This window comes from Oxynema aestuarii AP17 (assembly GCF_012295525.1).
Lineage (GTDB): Bacteria > Cyanobacteriota > Cyanobacteriia > Cyanobacteriales > Laspinemataceae > Oxynema > Oxynema aestuarii.
The window spans coordinates 89,717-113,480 of sequence record NZ_CP051167.1 but is presented as its reverse complement, the minus strand read 5'-3'; the positions used below and the strand labels follow the sequence as shown (position 1 = coordinate 113,480).

Annotated in this window: 24 protein-coding genes; 15 read left to right on the top strand and 9 right to left on the bottom strand. The window is 51.8% G+C overall.

The window, feature by feature from the left end:
- Positions 1–280: 280 nt before the first annotated feature.
- A complete protein-coding gene (locus HCG48_RS00515; RefSeq protein ID WP_168567416.1) occupies positions 281–796 on the bottom strand; it encodes a ferric uptake regulation protein in 516 nt (171 codons plus the stop codon).
- A gap of 424 nt (positions 797–1,220) precedes the next feature.
- Positions 1,221–1,484, bottom strand: coding sequence for a hypothetical protein (locus tag HCG48_RS00510; protein WP_168567415.1), 264 nt, complete (start codon positions 1,482–1,484; stop codon positions 1,221–1,223).
- On the opposite strand from HCG48_RS00510, the gene HCG48_RS26345 reads away from it, so the two are divergent.
- The 3 genes from HCG48_RS26345 (at position 1,483) to HCG48_RS00500 (ending at position 4,338) form a co-directional block, all read left to right on the top strand.
- Positions 1,483–1,608: a hypothetical protein gene (locus HCG48_RS26345; RefSeq protein WP_281362058.1), complete on the top strand. Its 126-nt coding sequence runs from the start codon at positions 1,483–1,485 to the stop codon at positions 1,606–1,608. The two genes, HCG48_RS00510 and HCG48_RS26345, sit on opposite strands and share 2 nt — an antisense overlap.
- A gap of 419 nt (positions 1,609–2,027) precedes the next feature.
- Positions 2,028–2,738: a (2Fe-2S) ferredoxin domain-containing protein gene (locus tag HCG48_RS00505; protein ID WP_246259788.1), complete on the top strand. Its 711-nt coding sequence runs from the start codon at positions 2,028–2,030 to the stop codon at positions 2,736–2,738.
- Between the two features lie 532 nt (positions 2,739–3,270).
- Positions 3,271–4,338: an iron ABC transporter substrate-binding protein gene (locus HCG48_RS00500; RefSeq protein WP_168567414.1), complete on the top strand. Its 1,068-nt coding sequence runs from the start codon at positions 3,271–3,273 to the stop codon at positions 4,336–4,338.
- Here the strand turns inward: HCG48_RS00500 and HCG48_RS00495 are convergent.
- On the bottom strand, positions 4,335–4,523 hold the full coding sequence (locus HCG48_RS00495; protein WP_168567413.1) for a hypothetical protein: 189 nt from the start codon (positions 4,521–4,523) through the stop codon (positions 4,335–4,337). The genes HCG48_RS00500 and HCG48_RS00495 overlap by 4 nt on opposite strands.
- Between HCG48_RS00495 and HCG48_RS00490 the strand changes: the two genes are divergently transcribed.
- The 4 genes from HCG48_RS00490 (at position 4,522) to HCG48_RS00475 (ending at position 9,123) form a co-directional block, all read left to right on the top strand.
- On the top strand, positions 4,522–6,126 hold the full coding sequence (locus tag HCG48_RS00490) for an ABC transporter permease (protein ID WP_168567412.1): 1,605 nt from the start codon (positions 4,522–4,524) through the stop codon (positions 6,124–6,126). The genes HCG48_RS00495 and HCG48_RS00490 overlap by 2 nt on opposite strands.
- A gap of 118 nt (positions 6,127–6,244) precedes the next feature.
- On the top strand, positions 6,245–6,817 hold the full coding sequence (locus HCG48_RS00485) for an IS607 family transposase (protein ID WP_168567411.1): 573 nt from the start codon (positions 6,245–6,247) through the stop codon (positions 6,815–6,817).
- On the top strand, positions 6,765–7,904 hold the full coding sequence (locus tag HCG48_RS00480) for an RNA-guided endonuclease InsQ/TnpB family protein (protein WP_210437134.1): 1,140 nt from the start codon (positions 6,765–6,767) through the stop codon (positions 7,902–7,904). Before HCG48_RS00485 ends, HCG48_RS00480 begins: the two co-directional genes overlap by 53 nt.
- Positions 7,905–8,028: 124 nt before the next feature.
- Positions 8,029–9,123: an ABC transporter ATP-binding protein gene (locus tag HCG48_RS00475; RefSeq protein WP_168567409.1), complete on the top strand. Its 1,095-nt coding sequence runs from the start codon at positions 8,029–8,031 to the stop codon at positions 9,121–9,123.
- Positions 9,124–9,214: 91 nt separating this feature from the next.
- Here HCG48_RS00475 and HCG48_RS00470 read toward each other — a convergent pair whose 3' ends face one another.
- The 5 genes from HCG48_RS00470 to HCG48_RS00450 all read right to left on the bottom strand — a co-directional run bounded on the left by HCG48_RS00470 (position 9,215) and on the right by HCG48_RS00450 (position 15,493).
- The gene (locus tag HCG48_RS00470; RefSeq protein WP_168567408.1) at positions 9,215–9,505 is read right to left on the bottom strand and encodes a DUF2103 domain-containing protein; all 291 of its coding nucleotides are present in this window, start codon (positions 9,503–9,505) and stop codon (positions 9,215–9,217) included.
- A gap of 75 nt (positions 9,506–9,580) precedes the next feature.
- On the bottom strand, positions 9,581–9,895 hold the full coding sequence (gene clpS, locus HCG48_RS00465; protein WP_445974486.1) for an ATP-dependent Clp protease adapter ClpS: 315 nt from the start codon (positions 9,893–9,895) through the stop codon (positions 9,581–9,583).
- Positions 9,896–10,143: 248 nt separating this feature from the next.
- Entirely contained in the window at positions 10,144–11,205 is a 1,062-nt protein-coding gene (locus HCG48_RS00460; protein WP_168567406.1) for an adenylate/guanylate cyclase domain-containing protein, read from the bottom strand.
- Positions 11,206–11,565: 360 nt separating this feature from the next.
- Entirely contained in the window at positions 11,566–14,829 is a 3,264-nt protein-coding gene (locus HCG48_RS00455) for a PAS domain-containing sensor histidine kinase (RefSeq protein ID WP_168567405.1), read from the bottom strand.
- Positions 14,830–15,115: 286 nt separating this feature from the next.
- Positions 15,116–15,493: a response regulator gene (locus tag HCG48_RS00450; RefSeq protein ID WP_168567404.1), complete on the bottom strand. Its 378-nt coding sequence runs from the start codon at positions 15,491–15,493 to the stop codon at positions 15,116–15,118.
- Between the two features lie 443 nt (positions 15,494–15,936).
- Here HCG48_RS00450 and HCG48_RS00445 point away from each other — a divergent pair, with 443 nt between their 5' ends.
- The 6 genes from HCG48_RS00445 to HCG48_RS00420 all read left to right on the top strand — a co-directional run bounded on the left by HCG48_RS00445 (position 15,937) and on the right by HCG48_RS00420 (position 21,833).
- Entirely contained in the window at positions 15,937–16,074 is a 138-nt protein-coding gene (locus tag HCG48_RS00445; protein WP_168567403.1) for a hypothetical protein, read from the top strand.
- Positions 16,075–16,358: 284 nt separating this feature from the next.
- Positions 16,359–17,861 (top strand): asparagine synthase B, encoded by a 1,503-nt coding sequence (gene asnB / locus HCG48_RS00440; RefSeq protein ID WP_168567402.1) that lies wholly within the window; start codon positions 16,359–16,361, stop codon positions 17,859–17,861.
- A 343-nt stretch (positions 17,862–18,204) separates the two neighbouring features.
- Complete coding sequence (locus tag HCG48_RS00435) at positions 18,205–19,467, top strand: class I SAM-dependent methyltransferase (protein ID WP_168567401.1); 1,263 nt, start codon at positions 18,205–18,207, stop codon at positions 19,465–19,467.
- 4 nt (positions 19,468–19,471) lie between these two features.
- Entirely contained in the window at positions 19,472–20,263 is a 792-nt protein-coding gene (locus HCG48_RS00430) for an ATP-binding cassette domain-containing protein (protein WP_168567400.1), read from the top strand.
- Positions 20,260–20,904 carry an ABC transporter permease gene (locus HCG48_RS00425; protein WP_168567399.1) on the top strand — a complete coding sequence of 215 codons (645 nt, stop codon included), beginning with the start codon at positions 20,260–20,262 and terminating at the stop codon, positions 20,902–20,904. The genes HCG48_RS00430 and HCG48_RS00425 overlap by 4 nt, the downstream gene beginning before the upstream one ends.
- The gene (locus HCG48_RS00420) at positions 20,901–21,833 is read left to right on the top strand and encodes a glycine betaine ABC transporter substrate-binding protein (protein ID WP_168567398.1); all 933 of its coding nucleotides are present in this window, start codon (positions 20,901–20,903) and stop codon (positions 21,831–21,833) included. Before HCG48_RS00425 ends, HCG48_RS00420 begins: the two co-directional genes overlap by 4 nt.
- Before the next feature lie 287 nt (positions 21,834–22,120).
- Here HCG48_RS00420 and HCG48_RS00415 read toward each other — a convergent pair whose 3' ends face one another.
- Positions 22,121–23,074 carry a glycosyltransferase family 2 protein gene (locus HCG48_RS00415; RefSeq protein WP_168567397.1) on the bottom strand — a complete coding sequence of 318 codons (954 nt, stop codon included), beginning with the start codon at positions 23,072–23,074 and terminating at the stop codon, positions 22,121–22,123.
- On the opposite strand from HCG48_RS00415, the gene HCG48_RS00410 reads away from it, so the two are divergent.
- Positions 23,054–23,209, top strand: coding sequence for a hypothetical protein (locus HCG48_RS00410; RefSeq protein WP_168567396.1), 156 nt, complete (start codon positions 23,054–23,056; stop codon positions 23,207–23,209). The two genes, HCG48_RS00415 and HCG48_RS00410, sit on opposite strands and share 21 nt — an antisense overlap.
- A 208-nt stretch (positions 23,210–23,417) precedes the next feature.
- Positions 23,418–23,756, top strand: coding sequence for an FmdB family zinc ribbon protein (locus tag HCG48_RS00405; protein WP_168567395.1), 339 nt, complete (start codon positions 23,418–23,420; stop codon positions 23,754–23,756).
- Positions 23,757–23,764: the final 8 nt, after the last annotated feature.

Genomic DNA, 23,764 nt, shown 5'->3' with positions numbered 1-23,764 from the left:
TCATCAAAGAACGGTGATTTCCAATGCGATCGGCTCAGAGAGATGGCGCCAATCCGAAGGCGATCGCCCCTCGCTATTCTTTAACCTTCCGATCCGTTTCAACGTATCTTGAAATTTTCTCGATAAAGAATAGAAAATCTCGTTCCAATACTCCGAAAAAGTATGGCGGTCGACGAATTTTTCGTCCTTTTAACTCTTCATTCTCTTGAAGATTTTTTGTTGTTTCCAGCGCCTGTTTATCCAAAAACTCGCAGTAGTTCGCTTCGCCCAATCGGGCGGTTTAATGGGGTTCGCAACTGGAGCGATGGCGTTGAGATTTGGGACAGACCCAATCTTCGGGAAGACAATAAGGCCAACCTTCCTCAAAGGCTTCTAAGCAAACACAATGAAGGGTTAGCTGACAGTCGAGTAATTCAAATTCGTTAGATTTGGCTTGGTTTTTCGCAATTTTGGCAATCCAATCGCTTTTAAATTCCACGGTTTGGCGACATTCGACACAGATGAGGTGATGGTGGAGTTCGGAAGGTTTGTTCAGTTCGTAGTGTTTGTGTCCTTCGGCGAATTCGAGTTCGCGTAAAATTCCCATTTTCGCCATCAAGTTGAGGGTACGATAAACCGTAGAAACGCTAATTTTTTCCCCTTGATGTTGGAGAATATTGTACAATTCCTCCGCATTGAGATGCTTTCCTTGGGGAATAGTTTGAAAGACCCTCAAAATGGTTTCTCGTTGGGCTGTCATCCGAAAACCCCGTTGCCTGAGTTCGGCTTTCAATGCCGCCGCATTGTATATGCTCATAAGTCGCTCTTCGGTCTGGATATCTGGTCGGTCGAGGAACTGGCAACCGCAATCGCCAGGGCTTTCTAGGGAACGGCGCGATCGCGCCCTACCCCGCCATCGGCGCGATCGCGCGAGGGTCTCCCGGAGCCAAGGGGAAGTTGTTGAGAATATTCTGCAACAAGCTCCTTAGTAGCTTAGAGGATAATTGGGGCTTTATTGCAATAAAAACTCATTAATTTTCCAGAAGTCTAGAAAACTCAGGGGCGATCGCCTCTCCCGGTCGATACCTGGAACGGGGATTGTTGGGGGAGTTGGCGTTCGCTTCAGCTTGCAGTTCGCCGCAGATCGACGGTCAAAGATCGCATCGGGGGAAGTCTCGTTATCGATCTCACTTCCCCCGATTTGGGAGGCTGCGGCCTAGCATGGAGCAGCACTGGGCTGGTTAAAACGTCGGTTTGGAGTCTTGACGGCGATGCCACCAGCGTTCTGGTGTTCGTTCGGGGTCGTCTTCATCTAAGAAATGGGCGATCGTCGGTTTAAAGCGAGCCACTTCTTTTAAGGGTGAAGACCCCGGATCGACCGTCTGGCGGGGAGGAGCGGCGACGTCGCGATGCTCGCTAGCAGCGATCGCACGCGGGTCTGTTGTCCCCTCAAATAATTCGGACTCCATCCCGTCGGACTCGACTGGGGATGTAGGCGAAGACATGTTGACAGAACTCCTTGACAAAAAAATCGAGGCTGGGGATGTTATGGCGGTGGAAGCGCGATCGCCCGTCCATCCGACCCGAACCGATTGGCCGCCGAGATCGAATCCCCGACCCCGCAAGTAGATGACACGCCTATCGAAAGGGGCGATCGTCAACGAGACACGGCAACGGCACAGAAGAGGGAAAAACTCTCCCTTCTGTGCCCGGGTGTTCTCTTCTCGAAAAGATCGGGCAGTTCGGGAAGTTCGGCCCTGATGGCCTGTTCTGCCTCTAGCTTAGCCCAACCTGCCCCCTTTTACCCCAGGATCGATCCCCTTCCATGGACATCGGAGCCCTAACGGGCGCCTCCCCCGGGTGCATCTAGGGCGCCATCATTCTGTAGTAATGTAAAGTTTTATTAAATCCTCTCGTCAGGTAGATGAGAATATTTATCAGTTGATTTATGGTGGAAAGGAAAGGAGCGATCGAATTTTCGATCGCGAATGGGGAGGTGCTCAACCCCAGCGTCCTGAAACGCCCAAGAGCTATCGTGAATTTAATTAATGCAAATTTTTCTCAAATTTTACCTCGAAAATTTGAGTTTCGGACACGGCGATCGCCCCGTCTGCGATCGATCGCTCGGTTTAAAACAAACCATCGAAAACCACGACCTACGACGAACCACAATGGGTAAATCTCATCAACAAGTCTCGAAATTTGCTTTAGAAGGACGCTTACTCGGTTTTTTCGATAAAAAAAATAAGAAAGCCAAACAGCTTGGCATCGCCACCACCGAGGGCATCCAAACCATCGATCTGAGCCTGTCGAAGAAAGAACGGGCCAGCTTGTCCGACGCCCTCAATCGGGGAGATCGCATCCGGGTAAGCGGCAAACGCAAACTCAACCTGAAAACCGGGAAACTCAAACTCAAAGCCCGTCAGGTCTTGCCCGCCAGTCCAGCCGAGATCTGCCAACAGTACACCAGTGCCAGTCCCTGCCAGTTAGAAAGCGAAACGGCTCCGGCGCCGGATAAACCCGTTAAAATTCTCATCTGCCAGAAATCCGACTGTCGCAAGCGCGGCGGGAAAGCGGTTTGTCAGGCGTTGGAAGAGAGCTTGCGCGAGAGTGGTTTGCAAGATCGGGTAAAAATTAAGGCGACCGGGTGCATGAGTCGGTGCAAACTCGGGCCGAACGTGGTGGTCATGCCGGATAAAACTCGTTACACGAAGTTTAAACCGAAAGAAGTTCCCGAATTAATCGCAAAACATCTTTAAAATTTGCCGAGAATTTGCCTAAAATTTGCCAATTTTCCCTTGCTTTGTCGTTCTCTTCCCCCCTCACCACGCGATCGCGGGAAGAGAATCTTTTTTTGTTTTTTTGGCCGTCGTGTATCGGTTGCGCGATCGCCGCGATCGAGATTCGCCCTTCGCCGGAAACGGTAATTTTCGTAACAAATAAGGTCATATTTGTCAATACTTTATTTATAAATATTTGCAACAGTAATTAGGTCAATTGCTCAACATCAAAGTTAATACAGCAAAAAATCGATTTTTTGAGGCTAAAAAAGCTTAAAAAGCGATGTTTGGGATGATTAAAGCCAAATTATCCTGTTTTTACGGCGATTTCTTCCTAAAAATTTGGCGATCGACCCTAAACCTCCCAGAAACCTACCTTGATTTTCGAGAATTTTTTGCAGTAAGCTTGACGGGGTTGTCTAAATCCTCTATTCATAGATTTGGAGAATTTCCAAGTAATTGAGACTTTTTCTAATTAAGCCAGGTTGAGTGACACCGTAAGGAGAAGGGCGTGAAAAGAAGAAAAATATTGAGTTTGTTCGGGTTAACAGTTGCCAGTGGTTTCGTGGCGATCGCCTGTTCGAGCAACACCGTCACACCGCAAGCCGAAAATACCGCAACCTCCGGCAGCGAAGCCACCGTCGCCAGTACGCCAGCCGAAGGGGGACTCGTCATCTATTCCGGACGCAGCGAAAAACTCGTCGGCGAACTGATCGAGAAATTTGAAACCCAAACCGGAGTAGAGGTCGAAATCCGCTACGGAGACACCGCCGAACTCGCCGCCGCGATTCTCGAAGAACAACAAAACAGTCCCGCCGACCTGTTCTTCGCGCAGGATGCCGGAGCCCTCGGCGCCTTGCAAAAAGCCGAGCGCACCACCGCGATCCCGCAAGAATTGCTCTCCAAAGTAGACGAACGCTACCGCTCTCCCGAAGGGGAATGGGTCGGGGTCACCGGACGGGTGCGAACCGTGGACTACAACACTGATTTAGTCCAACCGGAAGAATTGCCCGCCTCGATTATGGATTTGACCGATCCGAAATGGGAAGGAAAAATCGGTTGGGCGCCGACCAACGGCTCCTTTCAATCCTTCGTGACCGCCTTGCGCCTCAGCGAGGGGGAAGAAGCGGCCCGTCAGTGGCTCGAAGGGATTAAAGCGAATAACCCGCAAGTGTATCCCAAAAATACGCCGATTGTCGAAGCCCTTTCGCGGGGGGAAATTGCCGTCGGGTTTGTCAACCATTATTATTTAGAACGGCTGAAAGCGGAAAATCCAGACGTTCCCGTGGCACACCACTACACGAACGATGTCGGTTCCTTAGTGAACGTGGCGGGGGTTGCGATTCTCGACAGCGCCAAAAACCCGGAAGCCGCCCAGAAATTCATCGGCTTTCTGTTAGAGGAAGACGCCCAGAAATATTTTGCTACCGAGACTTACGAGTATCCCTTGGTGAGTGGAATAGAGGCGGCGAAAGATCTCAAACCCCTCGCAGAGATCGACTACAAAACGATCGATTTGAGCAATCTCGACGATCTCGACGCCACCCTCAAACTGTTGCAAGACTCGGGAGTGCTCTAAAACGGTACCGGGCGATCGCCGTCCCCGACGCGAACAAACCGAGGCAATTGGGCATATTCTAGATCGGGTCGTCGGTCAAACGGTTCGCTAGTGGGGGCGATCGCGAAGCGTCTGCAAAGCAGATTCCCCTGTCGGTCGCCCACGGGCCAAGGCCGAGGGTCAGACAATACCATCCAGGCTGGCATGAAATTCGCAAAAACACTGAAAATTTGGGGGGGGTACGGGTATTCCGGACCGCCCCTGTTGCTCGTAGCGGCGGCGGCAACCGTCGCGATCGCCATTTTTACCCCCTTAGCATATTTGTTCGTGCGCGCCGCAGGAGCGGGAGGCGATCGCATTGGGGAACTGCTCTCGCGCGGTAAAACCATAGAAGTGTTTGCAGGCAGTGCGACCCTCGCCCTCGGAGTGACCCTCTGTTCCGCCGCGATCGCCATTCCCCTTGCCTTTCTGACCACCCGTACCGATCTCCCCGGACGGCGCTTTTGGGCGATCGCCACCACCTTACCCCTCGCCGTCCCCAGTTACGTCGGCAGCTTCGCCTTAATTGCCACCTTCGGCACCCGAGGCAGTTGGCTGCAACTGTTACTCGAACCCCTCGGCGTCAGCGAACTGCCTTCCATTTACGGCTGGCCCGGAGCGCTGCTGTCCCTGACCTTATTTACTTATCCCTACTTGCTCATTTCCGTGCGTTCCGGCTTGCAAGGGATCGACCCGGCTTTAGAAGAAGCCTCGCGCAGTTTGGGCCGCAATCCTTGGCAGACCTTTTGGCAAGTCACCTTACCGCAATTGCGCCCTTCCCTCGTCGCCGGAGGCTTGCTGGTCGCCCTTTACGCCCTGCGCGATTTCGGAACCCCGAGTTTGATGCGCTTCGACTCGTTTACCCGAGTCATTTTTACTCAATATAAGACCAGCTTCGATCGCCACTCCGCCGCCGTCCTGGCGTTGGTGCTCGTGTTACTCGTCTGGCTGATTTTGTGGCTGGAATATCGCGTCAGAACCGGGGCCGCTTACTACAGCCAGAGTTCCGGGAGTAGTCGGGTACCGCCCACGATTAAATTAGGACCGTGGAAAGGGATCGCGATCGCCTTGTGCGCGATCGTCTCCGGGCTGGGGTTACTTCTTCCCCTCGCCGTCACCGTCTTTTGGCTCGGTCGGGGTCTGAGTGCCGGAAAAATCCCCGTCGATACCTGGGAAGCCGCCTTTAACTCGATCCTCGCCGCCGGATCTGCCGCCGTCGTCACCACTTTATTCGCCCTTCCCGTGGCAATTCTCGCCGTGCGCTTCCCCGGACGCCTGACCACGGCGATCGAGCGGTGTACTTACATCGGCTTCGGACTCCCCGGGATCACGATCGCCCTCTCCCTCGTCTTTTTAGGCGCCAATTACCTGCCCTGGCTGTATCAAACCTTGCCCATGCTGGTATTCGCCTATTTAGTCTTATTTCTGCCCCAATCCGTGGGAACGATCCGCAGTTGCTTGTTACAAGTCAATCCGCAATTAGAAGAATCCGCCCGCAGTTTGGGGCGATCGCCCTGGCAAACCTTACGCGAAATTACCCTACCCCTCGTCAGTCCCGGCATCCTCGGCGGTGCCGTTCTGGTCTTTTTGACCGCGATCAAGGAGTTACCCGCCACCATGTTACTCGCCCCCATCGGCTTCAAAACCCTAGCCACTCAAATTTGGCAAGCCACCGAAGATGTTGCCTTCACCGATGCGGCGGCAGCTTCCTTGACGTTACTCCTCGTTTCCGCCGCGTCCACCTTACTCTTGACCCGACAAAAAGTTTAGAATTTTAGACTTTGAGATTTTAGATTTTAGATGGGTACTGATGGCTAATTTTCCAGAATATTCCGGAAAATTAGCCATCCAAAGTGGTAGGATTAAATTGTGAATTTTTACCACCAAGATGCCGAAAAAATATGTCACCCCGAAAGAAGCGCAAGCAATTCTCGGAGTCTCTGAGAAGACCCTGCGAAATTGGGACAAACAAGGAAAAATACATGCAATTAGAATTCCCTCTGGACATCGCAGGTATGACATATCCTCGATTGCCGGAAAGAAAAATAGAGCAAGGATCATCTATGCCAGAGTCAGCAGTCACAAGCAAAAAGCAGACCTTGACCGGCAAGCAGATTACCTACTTTGCCTCTACCCAAGAGCCGAAGTCATCAAAGAAATCGGGTCAGGACTCAACTACAATCGAAAAAAATTTAAAGCCATTCTGGAACGAGTTATGTCAGGAGATGTCGAACAGCTTGTGGTCGGGCACAAAGACAGATTGGCAAGATTTGGATTTGAGTTGCTCAAATGGATTTGCGAACTCAACCATACAGAACTCGTGGTTTGCAACAACACAGAACTTAGTCCAGAAAGAGAAATGGTGGAAGACATACTGGCAATCGTTCACGTCTTCTCTTACCGACTCTATGGACTCAGGAAATACAAGTCTCAAATCAAAGAAGATCCGGGTTTACCCTGAAACCAAATTAAAGATGACTTGGCGCAAGTGGCTGGCAGCTAGCAGATATTGCTATAACGCCGGAATGGCAAGATTACGCGATACTTACTTTGAAGGGCTTAAATTACCTAGTGCTTATGACTTGCGTCAGGTGGTGATGTCGAAGATCCCGGAATGGGTAAATTCAACTCCCTTTAATTTGCGTGGAGCGGCGGTGCTCGACGCTCATGCCGCCTTTAAAAACACTCCCAAAGAACACAAGCTGAGGCCAAAGTTTCGGAGTTGCCGTCAACCCGTTTCATCCTTTAAGTTACAGTCTCAAAACTGGAGAGGGGACACGACCTACCCAACGCACAAAACCGAGTCAGGAATTAAGCTAAAGGAGCTAAAAGTCAATGCCAGTGAAGAAATACCAGAAGCGATTCCGAGCGATTTTAATGTCATTTTGGATCGAGGTAGATGGTTTATAACTTACACCGTCGAAGAGGAAAGGCTGACCAATCCTCATCAACAGGCGATCGCCCTAGACCCTGGAGTGAGAACTTTTTTGACTGGTTTTGACGGCAACAAGATCATTGAACTAGGCAACGGCTCAATCTCGCGCATTGTCAAGCTCTGTAAGCGTTTAGATCGGATTCAGTCAGAAACTGCTAAAGCTAAAGGTAGAGACAATAAGCGCGAAAGATTCAAGCTAAGAAAGCTGGCTCGGCAGCTAAGAATAAAAATTAGAAACCTGGTTGATGAATGTCACAAAAAGACTGCTGCTTTCTTGACCTCTAATTACTCCCAGGTCATGATTCCCGACTTTAAGTCATCGTTCATGGTCTACAGAGCCAAGCGAAAGATTAACCATAAAACAGCACGTTCTTTGCTCACTTGGGCGCACTACCGCTTTAAACAGAGGCTGGTTCACCAAGCGGTTAAACGAGGCTGCCAGGTAATAGAAGTCACGGAAGAATATACAAGCAAAACCTGCTCAAAATGCGGGCAGATTCACAATCGGCTAGGCGGTTCTAAGAAATTTGTCTGCCCCAATTGCTCCCATAGAATCGACCGGGATGCTAATGGCAGTATCAATGTCTTTTTGAAAACAATCTCTGGCAATTAGCCAGAGCCAGGTAAGATAGCACCTAATACACAGTATTACTAGGTTTTACCAGTAATTACCGGGTTAAAGACTATCTGTTCCCACTTGCCTTTAGCTTTTTGCCTCTTGCCTTCCTTCACCTGCAATGACCAACTCTCCCATTCTGACCTTAGACCGCGTTAGCAAGACCTTCTCTAAAAGTTTCGCCCCCGCCGTCGATCGCATTTCCCTGAGTTTGAATAAGGGGGAAATCCTCGGATTGCTCGGGCCGTCCGGTTGCGGTAAAACGACCTTATTGCGCTTAATTGCCGGATTCGAGCGACCGGACGACGGCGCGATCGCCATTAACTCAGAACCCGTTGCGGCGCCGGGAGTTTGGATTCCCCCCGAACGGCGTCATTTGGGCATGGTGTTTCAAGAATACGCCCTCTTTCCCCATCTCGACGTTGCCGCCAATATTGCCTTCGGACTGCAACCGGGAGATCGAACAGAAATTCGCGAACGGGTTGCAGATGCGATCGCCCTGGTCGGACTCACCGGACTCGAACGGCGCTATCCTCACGAACTCTCCGGCGGTCAGCGTCAGCGCGTCGCTTTAGCCCGCGCCTTGGCCCCTTCTCCCGCCCTCGTTTTGCTGGACGAACCCTTGAGTAATTTAGACGTACAAGTGCGGCTTTACCTGCGCGAAGAAGTGCGTAAAATTCTCAAAACGACCGGAACCACGGGGATTTTCGTCACCCACGATCGCGAGGAAGCATTAGCGATTTCCGATAAAGTTGCGGTGATGTGCGGCGGACATTTGGAACAGTTGGGAACCCCTGAAGAGATTTATCGCCACCCCGCCTCCCGTTTCGTCGCCGGATTTGTTACCCAAGCCAATTTTCTGCCCGCCCAACGCAACGGTCAAGTTTGGGAAACCGAGGTCGGATCCTTCGTGGCGAACGTGGCGAAGGATGAAATTGACAGCAAAGAGACCGGGGAATCGATGGGGATAGGGGATGGCGAATTGATGATTCGCGAAGAAGATTTGCACTTGCAACCGGACGACAGCGCCCCGGTCGCGATCCGCGATCGCCAATTTCTCGGACGAGAACATCGCTACTGTTTGATCGCCCCTTCCGGTCGGGAACTGCACGCGCGCACGACGAGCGAACCCGCATTGGCGATCGGAACTCGGGTCAAGTTAATCGCCCCCCAAGAGGCGTTACGGGTCTTTCCGGCTCAAACTCCCCGGAGATAGGTCGCATTAGGAGCGCTAGATTTTTGAGGGTTCGCCCCTACGGTTGCTCTATCATTGATGCGATCGATTGGGTAATCACAGAGGCGATTTCCTATTTCTTGACCGATTTAATCGCCTCTTCTAAATCTTTTTTACTCAAATTGGTGATAATAAAAACTTCTTGCACGGTTTTTCCCTGACGGGCGATCGCCTTGTAGCCCCCGCGAATCGGAACCGACACTCTCAGGCGCAGGTGGGGACAGTGACCTTTTGCCCGTCCGATAACGCCGGGGGTGACTGTTTGAACTCCGGAAACTTTTACCAAGCGTTCCAGAACCGGAATTAAACCGGGTAAATTTGTGGAATGGTTGAGGACTAAACGCCCGCCGCCGGGATTACTCATGTTAAAGTTTACTCACATTACGCCAAGAGAGTGTTACCGGGCGATACTCCTAGGTCGTCACTGCGCGATCGCCATTCATGCCTGTTCTAAAGGCGCCATGGTCAACCCGGCTCGACTCAGTTGTTGGTGATATAATTCCGCCTGTTCTAACGGCCCGACCCAGACAGTCGCCTGACCTTCAAAGTGTACTTGATTGGTCAGTTTCCAGGCGCGATCGCCCGTCATTCCGGGGATATATTGCATCAAACAAGTGGCCACATGTTCGAACGTATTGAAGTCGTCGTCAAGGACGATGACCCGATAATTCGGATAAGGTTTTCGAGTGACTTGAGCGGTGCGATCGGGAGTAACCGTCGGCGCTATGGCCGACACGGGCAAGACTGTAGCAATCACCTCATTGACACTCCTCGGGCTAAAGGCGTGAGGATTCTCAGTTCGTTGGGTGCCCATTAGCATTGCCCTCCCTCGTAGCACGACAATCGCATGACCTAGATCGCAGTTGTGCACAAATCTTTACCCTCCAGTGTACCAGCGTCTGGGGGAGTCGCGGGGGGCATTTTAGATTTTAGATTTTAGATTTTAGATTCAGGAATTTTTCCCTCTTCCCTCTTCCCTCTTCCCTCTTCACTTTTCCCTCTTCACTTTTCACTTTTCCCCACCAATAAATACGTCACCATTTCCCCTTTCCCCTTCACTTGAATCGCACCGCGTTTCTCGAATAAAAATCGATCTTTGAGACATTGATAAGTCGTTTCCGTGACTTGGATACAGTCGGGAATCCCGTGAGATTCCATCCGGCTGGCCATATTGACCGTATCGCCCCATAAATCGTAACTAAACTTTTTCGTACCGATAACCCCAGCTTCCACCGGACCGGTGCCGATTCCGATACGCATTCGCACACTTTCGCCGTATTTGGTGCGGAATTGCTTGATATCGACGAGCATATCGAGGGCCATTCGGGCGATCGCCTCGGCGTGATCCGGGCGTGGGGTGGGCAATCCGCCGACGACCATATAGGCGTCGCCGATGGTTTTAATTTTTTCGAGTCCGTAATGGTCGGCGAGTTGGTCGAACTGGGAAAAAATCTCGTTGAGAAATTCGACTAACTCGGCGGGAGACAAGTGAGCGGACAATTGAGAAAAGCCGACAATATCGGCAAACATCACCGTCACTTGAGTAAAATTATCGGCGATCGTGCGTTCGCCTTGCTTGAGTCGTTCGGCGATCGGTTTGGGCAGAATATTGAGTAAGAGCCGTTCGGATTTTTCCTGTTCTTCCTTCAACTGCTGCAAAAAGGCTTGTTCTTGGTCGCGCAGGCGCTTTTTCTCCAAACAGGCACTAATCCGAGCCTTGAGTAAAACGGGATTGAAGGGTTTGGGTAAATAATCTTCTGCACCGAGTTTAATGCACTTGACGACACTATCGATATCGTCTACGGCGGAGATCATGATCGCCGGGATATGACGTAAATTCGGGTCGGCTTTGAGCTCTTCGAGAACCTGATACCCATTCATTTGGGGCATCATGATATCGAGTAGCACCAAATCAAACGGTTCGGCGCGAATCAACTCCAGTGCTTTGACTCCATCTTCCGCCACCTGCACGGTGTAGCCCTGCCGTTGGAGCCGACGGCAGAGCAAATCTCGGTTTGCTTCAACATCATCTACCACAAGCACTGAAGCTTGGTCGAGTGTCATGGTACAGCCTCTTTATCTAAATCGATCCCGAATTGAATGGGACAGGGTTGATTCCAGAAGGAGAAGATCGCGATCGCCTCAGTTGCGAAAGAGTTTAAAGTTTATAGTCTAAAGTTTAGAAGATCGAACCTCGCACGGAGGGGTTGAGAAGCCTACAAAATCGAGGCCGACGGTCGAGAAACGGGACGACGGGCGCCGTGCGTTAGCGAAGCGACGCCTTCGGCGTATCGCGAGCCGTAGAGCGGACGAACCCATCGATCGCCATTTGAGAAGGGGGAAATTCTCCAGCAAGCAAAGGGGTTCATCTATTGGATTCTAGCGAGTTGAAGGGGTCTTGTATTATTTTGTTTATCCTCAAGACTAACGGTTAGATCCGGGTGTTGTCGGGCTTTCGACGACAGCACTCAGACGGACGGTAAAGGTAGAACCGCGATCGCATTCGCTTTCCACAGAAATCTCACCGCCCATCATTTTGCAGAATTCATGACAGATTGCCAAACCCAAACCCGTGCCGCCGTATTTGCGCGTGGTCGATGCATCCCCTTGGGAAAACGCTTCAAACAGTTTGGGCAATTGATGGGGGGCGATGCCGATCCCGGTATCGCTGACGCAAAAAACAATCGTATCGGCGCGATCGCGCGATCGCGCCGCGCGCAAGGTAGTTTTTTCCCGGCGGACGCTCAGGGTAATCTTCCCATTCGTGGTAAATTTCGCCGCATTTCCGAGTAAATTGACTAAAATTTGTCGAACTTTGGTGGCGTCGGCGTACATCGAGCCGAGATGGGGGCCGTAAATAATTTCGAGTTGGTTATTATTTTTGGCGATCTGCGGTTGAGTGCTGGCGACGATTTCCTCGACGAGGGACTCGATCTCAAAACTTTCGAGTTCCCACTCCATCTTTCCGGCTTCGATCTTGGAAATATCCAAAATGTCATTAATCAAACTGAGCAAGTGCTTTCCGGCGGTTTGAATCCGTTGTAAATCGGCGATCGAGCGATCGTCGCCCAACTCTTCCCAATCTTCTTGCAACAGTTCGCTATAGCCGACGATCGCATTTAACGGCGTTCGCAGTTCGTGGCTCATATTCGCCAGAAACGTACTTTTCGCTTGGTTGGCGGCTTCTGCAGCCGCTTTGGCTTGCCGTAACTGCTCCTCGGCGCGCTTGCGCTCGGTGGTATCGTTGAGAATCCCCGCACTGCCGACGATCGCCCCTTCGTCGTCGAGACAGACACGGGCGTTGACTTCCATCCACCGCATTTCTCCCGCTTTGGTCAAGTAACAGACTTCATGGGGGCGGGTAAAATCGGGTACTCCATCCCCGGGGGCGATCGCCTCGTCGTCGTCCCCGGGAACCCTCGCCATCGCCCGCGCAAACATTTGGGCATACTTGGGGCGATCGCTCGGATGCACGTAATCTATAAAAGAGCAGCCCAAACTCTCGCCCACTGCATATCCAGTCATTTCAGTCCACGCCGGATTGAGAAAGGTCAGCCGTCCGGCGCGATCGGTTTGAAAAATTGCCTCGCGCACCCCCTCGACCACCGAGCGATATTTCTCCTCGCTTTCGCTCACCGCCCGTTCCCAGCGCTTGCGCTGGGTAATGTCGCGCACGATCGCCAACACTTCATTGTCCCCACTCGCCACGATCCGACTCTCGTAACTGCACGGTTCGCCGTCGAGATTCAATTCATACTCGAAAATCTCGATATCCTGGCACTTGAACGCCCGTTCCAGGGCTTTCATGCACAGATCTGCCACCTCGGCGGGAAATAGTTCGGCGAGTGGGCGTCCGACAAACTGCACCGGACTCGTTCCCAACTCCACCCCTTTGACCGCCTTTAAATCCAACACGGTTCCGGCGCGATCGAAGCGAAACATCAAATCCGGAATCGCATTGAGCAAGGCACGATTTTTGGCCTCGCTTTTACGCAACAAGTACATCGTATGCAAGGTCTGGGCTTCCGATCGCTTGCGATCGCTGATATTGCGAACCGACCCCAAAATCTGCCCGTAGCGCCCTTGCTCTTCGTCCCACACCCATTTCGCCGTATCGCGCAACCAGCACGCCTCGCCATTTTTAGCGAAAATTCGATACTCCCCGGACGCCGATCGCTTTTCGAGCAATTGCCGTTGAAACTCGGCATAACGCCCTGCGTCCTCCGGATGCACCAACTCCCGCCAGCCCCCTCGGCGAACGATCTCCGCGACGCGATAGCCCGTCATCCGCTCGAACGAGTCGGTCAGCCACCCGAGTACCTCTCCTCCGTCGGCGTCGATCTCGAAAGAATAAACGAAATCGGAAACCATCTCGGAAATGGCCCGATAGCGCGCCTCGCTGCGCCGCAGAGCCTCTAGAGACCGCTTGCGCTCGCTGATATCCCGGATCGCCGCCACTCTCACCGTTTCTCCTTGGAAGGGTAGCGATCGCCCTTGAATTTCTACGGGAAAGGTCGTGCCATCTTTTTTCAAGGCGGTCACTTCGTAGGGCCGCTCTTCTCCCCGAGCGATTTGCTCGCGCACGAAGGCGCGAGAGTCGGGATGGAGTAACTCGAAGCCGTCGATCCCGATCAATTCTTCGAGGGCGTAGCCGCTCATGGTGGCGAGGGCTTGGTTGGCGTCGAGAATCGTTCCCCAATTGTGGATGAGAATGCCTTCAAAGGTAGCTTCGGCAAGGCGGCGAAAGCGATATTCCATTTCGCGGCGAACGGCTTCCGATTCGACTTGCTGGCTGATATTGCGGGCGAGGGCGACGACGCCGACCAGTTCGCCGTGGGGGTCGATCAGGGGGGTGTTGTACCACTCGCAAACGGCGATTTTTCCCTGTTTGGTGAGGTTTTGGTAGGTGGTTTGACTGGTCTGTCGCTCTTCGAGCAAATCGTGCCACAGGCGCTCGAAGGCATCGTGAAAAGGGGGCGCGACTAATAAGGGGGCGAAGGGGCGATCGATCGCCTCGCGATCGCCATAGCCGAAGATCTGCTCGGCGGCTCGATTCCAACTGACGATCCGCCCGTCGAGGTCGAGTCCGATCGCCGCTAGGGGCATTTGTTGCCAGTAAAGGGCGACGCTGGCGGCGTTCCAGTGGGAATCTCCGTTCGGTGGTTTCGCCGCCGCCCGTCGGGGACGATCGTCCGGGTTGCCGGGGCTGGCGGCGATCGCCTCGCCGGGATCCGCACTGAGGTAGGCACGGTCCGTTTCTGGGGTCGCTCCGGGATGGGGCGATCGCCCCAAGCCGTGCTGGTAGACTAACCAGCCGAACAAGAAGGGGAACAGGTCTAAAAGCCAATAACTCGGTTGGGAATCGTGAAGGGTGGCGATCGCGGTGACGGATAAACCGAGATCTTGGTGGGCGAGATCCCATACCCAACAGCCGACGGTCAAGCCGCAGCCGAAGGTCATCCCGAGGGAGGTATAAATCCAGACGAGACGGGATGGGGATTTCTCGAAGTGGAGATCCATAACTGTACAGACCTTCTGGGTTTGCGGGGCAACTCCTGCACGAATTCGATCGCACGACCTTCGACGCTTCGGGGCGATCGGGTCGATTGTTCCCCGAGCGAGAATCGCGATTTCTTGTAGGGGCGTTTCGCGAAACGCCCCTACAGGTTGCAATGTGGAGGGTTTCAATCGGCGAGGGTTTGGGTTGCTTTTCAGTTTAACAACTATTTTTTGAAGGCAATAGCGACGAATTTATACAATTAGAAAAAAAGAGGTTCTCTTGACCCTTGCGCTTCAAACCTCGATTTTTTTGCAATTCTATCGCAACTTTTGGGGAGCCCCCGGGGAGGGCGAACCGCGAGTTTCCCCGTTGCCAGGGCTTGGGAGGGCGATCGCTCGCCGAGAAGACGGGACGGGCGATCGCGCGGCTCTTAAAGCCGTGGATGCGGCCACGATCCCTCGGTCGAGAGCGCCCTTACGGGGTGGCTTCTTTGGAAATGAGAGATTTAATTTTTTCGAGCAATCGGGGAAACTCTACAGGTTTGGTGTCGTAGTCGTCGCATCCGGCGTCCAAGCATTTCTCGCGATCGCCGGACATCGCATGAGCGGTCAGGGCGATAATCGGGATGGAATGAGTTTCTGGGGCGGCTTTGATGCGCCGCGTCGCTTCCCAACCGTCGAGGACGGGTAAGCTCATATCCATCAAGATCAGATCCGGAGCTTCCGAGGTCGCCATGTCCACTCCCTGGCCTCCGTCAATGGCGATCGCCACGTCAAAACCGCGCCGTTTGAGGCGACGTAACAACATATCCCGATTCATTTCATTATCTTCAACTAATAGAATCTTAGGCATCTTTCTTGCGCTCCATCTCCTCCCCTTGCCATCACGGCAAATTAACGGGATTCTCAAACTGTTCCCACCACGAATACGAGGGTAACCGGGTTCGACCCGTGGCGATCGCCTCCAGTCGGTTTACAGCCCCCCTTGACTACTCTAAAACTGAATGGAAAATCTTACCAAAAACAATAGTTTTAAAGCTTTGCCCCCCTTCGGCTTCGCTCCCAACAGGGTTCGACCAGCTCCGGACAAGCCTTGTAGAGCCACTTTGCTAGGGTAAGCTCCGGATGGGGTTGCCTTCACAGGACGATCGCCGGACTTGACGACGAGATCGCCTCCCTTGTCGGATCCGGTGCAAAATTACGGTTAAAAATAGCGCATCGCCCCGCTCTACTCGTTCCGATTGAGGGGTTATTTTACTCTCTAAGAATATCGTCAATTCACTGTAACTTAATCTCGTGCACTGCGATGATGCCTATTTCTCTAACCGCCTGTTTCTCTCCGGTACTATTCTCTCCGGTACTACTGCCGATGCAGACTTCGAGCAGTTGCATCTGAGTTCCCTCCTCGAACCGCTTCCCCCATCGTCTCTCTAGTTTTTAAAAGAAAATTTTGCGATGGACTTGCAATTCTATTGCATTATTTTAGACGGAAAAGTCTCTCAATTTCAGAGGGGATGTCTTTCTGGAAACGATGATTCTGGAAAAGATTTCACGGTTTATTTCTGGGAAGCCCCCCTCGATAATCCTTGCATAAAAACTAAAAAAAATGTATAATTTCCAGGGTCGCTGTTCGGTGTCGTGTTGCAATCGATCCAAGCACCGAATGCCTCGCACGGGGCGAAGCGTTGAATATAGAGATTGAAGAGAACTAAAGAATTATGTGTGGTATTGCCGGGATTTGGGGCGATAAAGACCAAACAAGCGTTAAAGCGATGATGGATTCCCTGATTCACCGGGGACCCGACGCGGAAGGGATGTTTGTCTCCACCAGTGTCGAGGGGATCTTGGGTCATCGTCGCCTGAGTATCATGGATCCGGAAGGTGGCAATCAACCGATTTACGGTCGTCAAAAAAGTCGGGCGATCGTCGCCAACGGGGAAATTTACAATTTCAAACAGTTACGCTCGGGTCTGAGCGATCGCTACGACTTCAACACCAGCAGCGATACGGAAGCAATTTTACACCTGTACGAAGAAAGCGGTACGGACGTTTTACAGCAGATTGACGGGATGTACGCTTTTGCGATCGCCGACGGGGATTCCCTGTTTGCGGCGCGCGATCCGATCGGGATCAAACCCCTGTACTACGGCGAAAAAGACGGTTCTTTCCTGTTCGCCTCGGAACTCAAGGCGATCGCCCCCCATTGTCGCAACGTCCGCGAATTTCCCCCCGGGAGTCTGTTCCATTCCGACTCCGGATTTTCCTCGTTCTACAGCGTTCCGGACCTCGACCCCGAACTCGCTACCGATGCGGACTACTGGATTCCCCGCCTGCGCGAAACCTTAGAAACGGCGGTCGTCAAGCGCTTGATGAGCGACGTTCCCCTCGGCGCCTTTCTCTCCGGCGGACTCGACAGCAGCCTGATCGCCGCGATCGCCCGCCAGCATCAATCCCCCCTGCACACCTTCTCCGTGGGGATCGAAGGCAGCAAGGACCTCGAAGCCGCCCGCTTAGTCTCCCGGCATCTCGACACGATCCATCACGAATACACGATTACCGCGAAGGAAGTTCGCGAAAAACTCCCCGAAATCATCTATTTCCTCGAATCTTACGACCAAGACCTCGTTCGCAGCGCGATTCCCTGTTACTTCACTTCCCGTCTCGCCGCGCAACACGTCAAAGTCATCCTCACGGGAGAAGGGGCCGACGAGCTGTTTGCAGGCTACACCTACTACAAAGATATTCCCGACGAAGCGACCCTCCATCGCGAATTGCGCCGTTCGGTGACCTCGTTACACAATATCAACTTGCAGCGCGTCGATCGCCTGACGATGGCCCATTCCATCGAAGGACGAGTTCCCTTCCTCGATTTGAAAATGATTGAATTGGGACAACGCATTCCGGCGAAATTAAAACTCGTCGGTTCCCCGGTCACCGAAAAATGGATTTTGCGTAAAACTTTTGAAGACTTACTCCCCGAACAAATTGTCTGGCGCGTCAAAGAACAATTTGACGAAGGCAGTGGTACCGTCGATTTGTTGAGCGAAATGCTCGCCTCGGCGATCGATCCCGAAGCAGCACAAGGCTACGCGCGGCAGCATCCCGATGCAAATCTGCGATCGCCTGAAGAATGTTACTACCATCAAATCTTTATGGACGTTTTCGACCGTCCGGAACCAATTTTAGATAACGTCGCCCGTTGGTCCGAACGCCCACTCTAGGGTTTGAAGTCAAGACAAACGTCAGACAAAAGCCAGACAAAGGTCACACAAAAAACCGCTCGCCACGAGCGAAATGTTCGCTTGGCGCTTAACAGATAGCCCGATAAGTGCTTAGATGGTCTAGGCAGACCGCCCAAGCCGTAGGATTCCTACGATTTATCTTAGCAGTCAAATCGGGGCGATCGCGCAGAAAATGGCAAATTTTCAACCACAATTCGATCTTTCAACATCAACCGAGGGAGTCGAACGACTGTAAAAAGCCACAGGCAAAGCGGTCAAAATCTAAAACAAAATTCGTCACTTGTTCGCGGGTGGCCACAAACAACACTGAGGGACAGAGTGTATGAAGCAACTTGATGTTCTCAAAAACTACGCCAAAGCTGTTGCAATCGGGGCCTACGATAGCGATTCTCCGGGTCTATTTGGCAAACACGACAACGTAAGAAGATATTGGGAAGACCGCTTTAATCGAACCGTATTAAGTCAATTTCTCGAACCGTTGGTGGAACGCCAACGAGAAGCGAATAGCGGCATTCGAGTCATGGATTTGGGCTGTGGCGCGGGTGAAGGACTCGGAATTCTCACCACCCTGCCGAAACGCCCTCGCAATCTCGATTCCGAACCGGAACGGGTCTTAAGTTACCGGGATATTAGTTGCTACAAAGGTGTAGACATCAGTCCCGCGATGATCCAAAAAGGCAAAGAAGTTCACGCCAAGCATTCTCAAGCCTCATTTAACGTCTGCGATCTCAACGAAGGATTGCCGATGGAACCGGGAGAAGCACCTTACGACGTGTATTTCTCCTCTTACGGTTCTCTTTCCCACCTCAACGACGAATCTTTCGAGCAACTGATCGGCCAAATTTGCAAAAATGTCGAAGATCGCTCGATTTTCGTCGCCGATCTGTTGGGACGCTATTCTTACGAGTGGCCGTGCTACTGGGGGGAAAATAAAGATAACGGCTCGATTATGAAAACCTATTCGATGTCGTATATCTACCCGCCCGACGCACGGGGCGAGATCGAAGTCGAACGCTTCCCGATTCGCTTCTGGGGTGGGGAAGAATTCGATCGCTTCGTGACCCAAATTGCGGCGAGTAAAGGGGTCAAAGTGGCGAAACGCCGTCTGTGCGATCGCTCGATCCTGGTCGGACGCCACATGAACACTCGGGAATTCAATCCGGAAGCGCCACCCCTGCGCGCGGCGGTCAACTCCTTACACCAAATCAACACCCGCACGGATTTATCTCAGTTACTGTTCGAGTACCATCCCCATCCGGATCACCCCCATCTCAATCGCTTTTTCGACAAGCTGCAAGATTCTTGGAATGCGGTAGTTTACGCCTGCATGGATGCCTTGGAACACTGGCGCAACCCGCACAAACTCCAAACCGAACCCCCGGCGGGAGAACCGCCCCTGGTTCAAGATGCGATCCGCACGATTCGCAAGGCGGTGCGCTGCGCGCCGAATATGCGCTTGGACGACCCGCGCGCCAATTTGGTCGAACCGCAATTGGCCTATCTGTTGCGAGAGCTAGAATGGAACTTGCAACAGGGGTTGGGCGCGTCCCACGGTCTGTTAGCGGTGTACGAATTCAAAAAGTAATTTGATGTCACGGGAAAACGAAAACGCCGTCGAGTTTTTCGACGTGTCCTTCCGCGTCAACCGTCGCACGTTGGTGTCGAACTTGAATTTCAAGATCCACCAGGGCGAAACACTCGTCCTTCTCGGACGCAGTGGAAGCGGCAAAACGACGACGATGAAGTTGATCAATCATCTCTACGTCCCGACGACGGGGGAGGTGTTGGTCGAAGGTCAGCCGACGACGCGCTGGGATCCGATCGCCCTGCGCCGCCGCATCGGTTACGCGATTCAAGGATACGGGCTATTTCCCCATTTCACGATCGCCGAAAATGTGGGCTTGGTGCCGTCGTTGCTCAATTGGGAGCGCGATCGCATTCAAGCTCGGGTGGTCGAGTTGCTCGAATTGGTCGGACTCGATCCCCCGGGACAGTTCTTACACCGCTATCCCAGACAATTGTCCGGAGGTCAGCGCCAGCGCGTCGGGGTCGCCCGCGCTCTGGCGGCGGACCCGCCAATCATGTTGATGGACGAGCCGTTCGGCGCCCTCGACCCGATTACTCGCTTGGAATTGCAACAGGAGTTTTGCCGCCTGCAGCAACAACTCGGGAAAACGGTCGTTTTCGTTACCCACGACATTCAAGAAGCGTTTATCTTGGCGTCGCGCATCGGCTTGATGCATGGCGGTAAAATGGTCGCCCTCGGGACTCCGGCAGAGTTTCTCGAATCGGAGGATCCGGAGGCCCGGGCGTTTATCAGTTGTTTGCGATCGCTCGAAGATGTGGAAGCCTCGGCGTTCGCCCGGGAGTCTCAGGGATGAACGACTTTTTTTTAATACGATACGGATCGGAAATTTTGCTGCGATCGGGCGAACACCTGTTTTTAGTGTTCGTGGCGATTTTGGTGGCGACGGCGATCGGATTGCCCCTCGGAATTTTAATCACCCGCAAGCCCGGCTTATCTCAAACCGTGTTGACTTTCGCCAATATCGTGCAGACAATCCCGAGTTTGGCGATGTTCGGTTTCTTGATTTCCGTTCCCCTCCTCGGCGGGATCGGCAAAGTTCCGGCGATGGTGGCGTTGATGCTCTATTCCCTGCTGCCGATTATTCGCAACACCTACACCGGGATTACCAATGTAGACCCGGCAGTGCGCGAAGCCGGACGCGGAATGGGAATGACGGACTGGCAGTTATTGGTTCAAGTCGAGATTCCGTTGGCGTTAGGGGTGATTTTGGCCGGAATTCGCGTAGCTACGGTGATTTCTGTCGGGATCGCTACGATCGCGGCGGCGATCGGCGCCGGAGGGTTAGGCGTGTTTATTTTTCGAGGGATCTCGATGGTCAATAACGATTTGATTCTCGCGGGGGCCGTTCCGGCGGCGTTGATGGCGTTGTTGGCGGATTTCGCGATCGGCTGGCTCGAAAATCACATCACCCCCAAAGGAGCGGCGAACGAATGAGTCGAGTGTTTGCGAAGAAAAGCTGGCAGACGATCGCCCTGTTGTTGATTTCCGCGATCGTCGCGGTGGCGGTGGCGGCGTGCAGTACTTCGATCTCCGGGTTCTCCGGTGGTGGCGACCTGGCGATCGGCTCGAAAAATTTTACCGAACAAGTCATTTTAGGCGAACTGCTCGCCCAACATATCGAAAACCAAACCGATTTAAAAGTCCAAAGACGTTTAAATTTAGGCGGAACTTTTATCTGTCATCGGGCGATCGTTGCCGGACAAATTGATGCCTATGTCGAATATACCGGAACGGCTCTGAGTGCAATTTTAAACAAAAAACCGATAAGTAATCCCCAAAAAGTTTATCAAATTGTTGCCGAAGAATATCGACAGCAATTTAATTTAGAAGTGGGTCAATCCCTCGGCTTTCAAAATACTTACGCTATCGTCGTTCGGAACGAAGATGCCCAAAAATATCAGTTAAAAACTATTTCCGATTTAGCTCGCTACGCCCCCGAATGGGAAGCAGGCTTTGGTTACGAATTCATCTCGCGCGAAGATGGTTTTCCCGGCTTGTCGGACACTTACAACCTCAAGTTTTCCAGCAGTCCGGAAATTATGGATTTAGGGTTAATGTACCGCGCCTTAGTCAACAATAAGGTAGACGCGATCGCCGCCAACTCCACCGACGGCTTGATCGAAACCCTCAATTTAGTCGTTCTAGAAGACGATAAAAAATATTTCCCTCCATACGAAGCGATCCCCGTCATTCGCCAAGAAACCTTAGAAAAATATCCCGAACTTGCCGAAGTTATCGGCCAAATTTCCGGCAACATTTCTGCCGCCGAAATGCGCCAGTTGAACTATCAAGTCGATGGTGAATTTCGCAAAGTTAAAAATGTAGTCGCCGAGTTTTTAGCTGAGAAAAATTTTGGCCAATAAGAGATTATTATTATAAACATTAAGAGCCTTGTTTGAGATTGTAGGGCTTTGGTAACCAAACCCCTACTTTATATTTATCTTTGTAATCTCTAAAAATCTAAAATCTAAAATCTAAAGTCATTTCAATTTAGATTGAGACAGATTCTGGCATTTACAGCGCCTTTAAGAGTCAGTTTACCCACACCCTGTAGAGGTGATTCGCGAATCACCTCTACACAGATATTGTGTCTCATTCTTATTTGAAACCACCATAAAATCTAAAATCTAAAATCTAAAATCTCAAATTCCTACTTCCGTTCTTTTTCAATCTCCGATCGCCTCAAGCGCAACTGGATTTCTTCGAGTAACTTGCGATTCACCGCCATTAAATCCGCCACTAAGCCCAACATCCATAATTGAAAGCCCATCAACATTAAAATCGCCGCCAGAATTAAACTCGGAATCCGCGTGCGTTCCGTTCCCATCAAAAAATAAACAATCCAGCGAACGCCGAGAATAAATCCCAACCCAAACGGAAAACTCCCCAAAATGAGGAAAAACCGTAAAGGTTTGTACGTCATAAAAATCCGAAAAATTGTAAAAATCGATCGCCGAATATAGGCGGGAATACTTTTGACTAAACGCGACGGTCGTAAAAAACCATTCGTGCGGATGGGAACCGAAGTAATCGCCATTCCCTTTTGTCCCGCTTGAATAATCGTTTCCAGAGTATAAGTATATTCATTAAAAACATTGAGACGCATCGCCGCTTCCCGACTGAAGGCGCGAAAACCACTCGGAGCGTCGGGAATCTTCGTATTGCTCGCCAAACGAACGACCCAACTCCCGAGGCGTTGGAGCGCTTTTTTAGTGGGTGAAAAATGCTCGATATCGGCGATCGGACGTTCGCCAATCGTGATTTCCGCGTCTCCCAATAAAATGGGTTCGATCAGTTTGGGAATATCTTCCGCACAGTATTGATTGTCCGCATCGGTGTTCACAATAATATCCGCTCCCGCTTTTAAAGAGGCTTCCAAACCTGCCATAAAAGCTTTCGCCAACCCTTGGTTACTTCCGAGGCGGACGATGCGATCGACCCCACAAGCTTTGGCGACTTCTACGGTGCGATCGCGACTCCCATCGTCCACGATCAACCATTCAATTTGGTCGATTCCGGGCAACTGGCGAGGTAATTCGCTCAAGGTGACGCCGAGGGTTCGTTCCTCGTTATAACAAGGAATTTGGATAATCAGTTTAGTCATCCGCGCGCTTACCGATGGATTGAGAAAATTAAGGGCAAAGTTTTAATTGTACGGGAAATTGCGACTGAGGAACGGGCGATCGGGTCTGCGCGATCGCTCAACCGCAGAAGTGGCGATCGCCGTTGTCCGATCTAGTTTTTTGACCGTAAAACCCCTCAAAAAATGATTAATTATTTAAAGTTTTCGAGAAAAGGATGAAGTCAATAGAGTCATTTTATCCAATGGTTTACCATTTTTTATCTAAAGCCCTAGATTGACGACTTGGGGGAGTTATTGCTACGATTCAATTGAGGAAGATTTTCCTAAAAATCGTCATACCCTAAACGTCAATCGAGTTATTGCCATGCCCATCTACAGTTATTTGTGTCCGAGTAATAACCAAAAGTTGGACGTCATGCACGGGATGAACGAGAGAGCGCAAACCTGGGGCGAACTCTGCCGTTTTGCCAAATGCGATCCGGGCGATACGCCGGAAGATACTCCCGTCAAGCGTTTGATTACCGCACCACATACGATCGTCCCGACGGGGAATAGCGATCTGAAGAGTCACGGGTTTAGTAAGTTAGTCAAACGCGAGGATGGCGTTTATGAAAACGTCACGGCGACGGACAACGAAAGTCGCATTGTCCGACCGGGCGATCGCTCCACTTACCCGGATATGAAAAAGAAATTTGGCGATTAATTTTGCCA

Excerpts from the sequence above, each read along its gene's own strand:
- HCG48_RS00515 (WP_168567416.1), bottom strand. The coding sequence starts at position 796 with ATGAGCATATACAATGCGGCGGCATTGAAAGCCGAACTCAGGCAACGG.
- HCG48_RS26345 (WP_281362058.1), top strand. The coding sequence starts at position 1,483 with ATGTTGACAGAACTCCTTGACAAAAAAATCGAGGCTGGGGATGTTATG.
- HCG48_RS00510 (WP_168567415.1), bottom strand. The coding sequence starts at position 1,484 with ATGTCTTCGCCTACATCCCCAGTCGAGTCCGACGGGATGGAGTCCGAA.
- HCG48_RS00505 (WP_246259788.1), top strand. The coding sequence starts at position 2,028 with ATGCAAATTTTTCTCAAATTTTACCTCGAAAATTTGAGTTTCGGACAC.
- HCG48_RS00490 (WP_168567412.1), top strand. The coding sequence starts at position 4,522 with ATGAAATTCGCAAAAACACTGAAAATTTGGGGGGGGTACGGGTATTCC.
- HCG48_RS00495 (WP_168567413.1), bottom strand. The coding sequence starts at position 4,523 with ATGCCAGCCTGGATGGTATTGTCTGACCCTCGGCCTTGGCCCGTGGGC.
- HCG48_RS00485 (WP_168567411.1), top strand. The coding sequence starts at position 6,245 with ATGCCGAAAAAATATGTCACCCCGAAAGAAGCGCAAGCAATTCTCGGA.
- HCG48_RS00480 (WP_210437134.1), top strand. The coding sequence starts at position 6,765 with ATGGACTCAGGAAATACAAGTCTCAAATCAAAGAAGATCCGGGTTTAC.
- HCG48_RS00475 (WP_168567409.1), top strand. The coding sequence starts at position 8,029 with ATGACCAACTCTCCCATTCTGACCTTAGACCGCGTTAGCAAGACCTTC.
- HCG48_RS00470 (WP_168567408.1), bottom strand. The coding sequence starts at position 9,505 with ATGAGTAATCCCGGCGGCGGGCGTTTAGTCCTCAACCATTCCACAAAT.
- HCG48_RS00460 (WP_168567406.1), bottom strand. The coding sequence starts at position 11,205 with ATGACACTCGACCAAGCTTCAGTGCTTGTGGTAGATGATGTTGAAGCA.
- HCG48_RS00450 (WP_168567404.1), bottom strand. The coding sequence starts at position 15,493 with ATGCCTAAGATTCTATTAGTTGAAGATAATGAAATGAATCGGGATATG.
- asnB (WP_168567402.1), top strand. The coding sequence starts at position 16,359 with ATGTGTGGTATTGCCGGGATTTGGGGCGATAAAGACCAAACAAGCGTT.
- HCG48_RS00435 (WP_168567401.1), top strand. The coding sequence starts at position 18,205 with ATGAAGCAACTTGATGTTCTCAAAAACTACGCCAAAGCTGTTGCAATC.
- HCG48_RS00430 (WP_168567400.1), top strand. The coding sequence starts at position 19,472 with ATGTCACGGGAAAACGAAAACGCCGTCGAGTTTTTCGACGTGTCCTTC.
- HCG48_RS00425 (WP_168567399.1), top strand. The coding sequence starts at position 20,260 with ATGAACGACTTTTTTTTAATACGATACGGATCGGAAATTTTGCTGCGA.
- HCG48_RS00420 (WP_168567398.1), top strand. The coding sequence starts at position 20,901 with ATGAGTCGAGTGTTTGCGAAGAAAAGCTGGCAGACGATCGCCCTGTTG.
- HCG48_RS00415 (WP_168567397.1), bottom strand. The coding sequence starts at position 23,074 with ATGACTAAACTGATTATCCAAATTCCTTGTTATAACGAGGAACGAACC.
- HCG48_RS00405 (WP_168567395.1), top strand. The coding sequence starts at position 23,418 with ATGCCCATCTACAGTTATTTGTGTCCGAGTAATAACCAAAAGTTGGAC.